At 60.7% G+C, this 1,535-nt stretch carries 2 protein-coding genes; both read left to right on the plus strand.

The features are described 5' to 3' along the window. Positions 1–116 (plus strand): DUF736 family protein (locus tag ACP7E6_RS29365; protein ID WP_426233711.1); only part of this gene is annotated, 116 nt, incomplete at its 5' end. A gap of 139 nt (positions 117–255) precedes the next feature. Next, on the plus strand, positions 256–1,311 hold the full coding sequence (locus tag ACP7E6_RS29370; protein WP_426233709.1) for a Fic family protein: 1,056 nt from the start codon (positions 256–258) through the stop codon (positions 1,309–1,311). Positions 1,312–1,535 lie beyond the last annotated feature (224 nt).

A 1,535-nucleotide genomic window follows, 5' to 3' on the forward strand; every position in this document is an offset into this window, starting at 1 on the left:
ACCTCTCGGTCAAACTGGACGACCCGAGCTTCCCGGCTCCGATCTACGCAACCCTGACCGAAGTCGAAGGCGAGGACGGCTACCAGCTGATCTGGTCCCGCCAGAACCGGGACTAGAATGTCGAGGCTCCGCCCATCGGGCGGGGCCTTCTCTCATGTCTTCGGCTCATCTCCATCCCACTATCGGATGAAAATGGATGGATAAATGGATCCCGTCTTGTCATACCGTTTCGGATGGAAACGGATGGGGCAATGGATGCCGGCTCTCGATCTATGGACATTGCGGATAACACCCGAGATCCTTTCGCTGATTGCAGAGATCGACGAGTTCAAAGGCGCATGGCGCGCCCTCGGCCGCATTGCGCCCGATCGCCTGTCGAGCCTGCGCCGGGTCGCCACCATCGAAAGCATCGGATCGTCGACACGCATCGAAGGCGCGAAGCTGAGTGACCGCGAAGTCGAAAGGCTGCTCGTAAACCTGCGGATCGGCTCTTTCTCCAGCCGCGACGAGCAGGAAGTCGTAGGCTATGCCGAGGTGATGGAGACAATCTTCTCGGCCTTCGACGCCATCCCCGTTAACGAAAATCACATACGCCAGCTTCATCGGGATCTGCTCGCGCACTCGACCAAGGATGAGCGACACCGCGGCGACTGGAAGACCCTTGCCAACAACGTCGAGGCGTTCGACGAGAAAGGTCTGAGCCTTGGCGTCGTCTTCGCAACAGCCACGCCGTTCGATACACCCGGCCGAATGGCGGAACTGGTGGCGTGGCAGCAGGCTCAGGAGAAAGATGGGACGTTCCACCCTCTGCTGATCGTCGCTGTCTTCGTCGTGGTCTTTCTGGAAATTCATCCCTTCCAGGATGGCAACGGTCGTCTGTCGCGGGCGCTGACCACATTGCTGCTTCTTCGGGCCGGCTATGCCTACGTGCCCTACAGTTCGCTCGAAAGCATCGTCGAGCAGAACGAGGAGGCCTATTATCTCGCCCTTCGCCGCACGCAAGGTACGATCCGCATGGATCGGCAGGACTGGAACCCCTGGATCGAGTTCTTCCTGCAAAACCTGCAGCGGCAAAAGCAGCGTCTCGAGCGAAAGATGGAGCGCGAGCGCATCCTGCTCGGCGACCTGCCGGAGTTGTCGGTGTCGATCCTCGAACTGGCGCGTGAGCGCGGGCGCGTGACCGTGATGGACGCGGCCAAGGCCACGGGTGCTAGCCGGAATACCGTCAAGGATCATCTGCGCGCGTTGACCGATGAGGGACACTTGACCCTGCATGGAGCGGGTCGCGGAACATGGTATGGCCTGAGCTGAAAACCCTTTGAAGGGCAGGCCAGCGCACCGCTTCCGAAGTGAACGTCTAACCGTGCAAGACCGCCACAGCAATATCCCTTCACGCCCCGTTTGCGGCGCTCCATGTGCGGGCTCGATGGGGCATGTCTGACCGGAGAGCGGCTGCGCCTCGATCGTTTTCTCGCAACGGCAGCTGCAGATTTCTTACCCCGGACGGGACCCACCCCACTCGACAGGTCGAGCGG

Origin of the sequence: Pararhizobium sp. DWP3-4, assembly GCF_049898205.1 — a bacterium.
In the GTDB taxonomy this organism is placed as follows: Bacteria; Pseudomonadota; Alphaproteobacteria; order Rhizobiales; family Rhizobiaceae; genus Pararhizobium.

Excerpts from the sequence above, each read along its gene's own strand:
- ACP7E6_RS29370 (WP_426233709.1), top strand. The coding sequence starts at position 256 with ATGCCGGCTCTCGATCTATGGACATTGCGGATAACACCCGAGATCCTT.